The sequence below is a fragment of the Vibrio sp. 03_296 genome, from assembly GCF_002265885.1.
The window spans coordinates 1-383 of record NZ_NPKW01000351.1 but is presented as its reverse complement, the minus strand read 5'-3'; the positions used below and the strand labels follow the sequence as shown (position 1 = coordinate 383).

Sequence of the window (383 nt, the reverse complement as noted above, 5' to 3'; positions counted from 1 at the left end):
GAATCACCACTTGCACGGATTCTTTGAAGTCATTGCGAAAGCGACTAACGCGTTTTTTTATCCGCCAAGGCTGCAAACTTGCTGCTGTTTTGGTTTAAGCGTTCGAGCCATGCAGCTGCACCTTTTAGGCTTGAAGCAGCAGAGGCATGATCTCGTGCAACGTGGGGAAGATGATGCGCTTCATCAAAAACGTAAATGGTGTTTTCCGGTTCAGACAGAATAACACCGCCGCCTAAGTCTGCATCAGCCATGACCAAACTGTGATTGGCAATAATGACATCGTGCTTGTCGAGCTCTGAGCGTGCTTTTTGAAAAGGGCAGTGGCGATGGATAGGTAAATTGTTATTGCAGCTATGTTTGTCGCTGACAATCAATTGCCAGAG

General features: G+C 47.0%; 1 pseudogene. It reads right to left on the bottom strand.

Annotated features, from left to right (window positions below):
- Positions 1-383: pseudogene (locus CIK04_RS24565) on the bottom strand (ATP-dependent DNA helicase DinG); the annotation flags it as partial.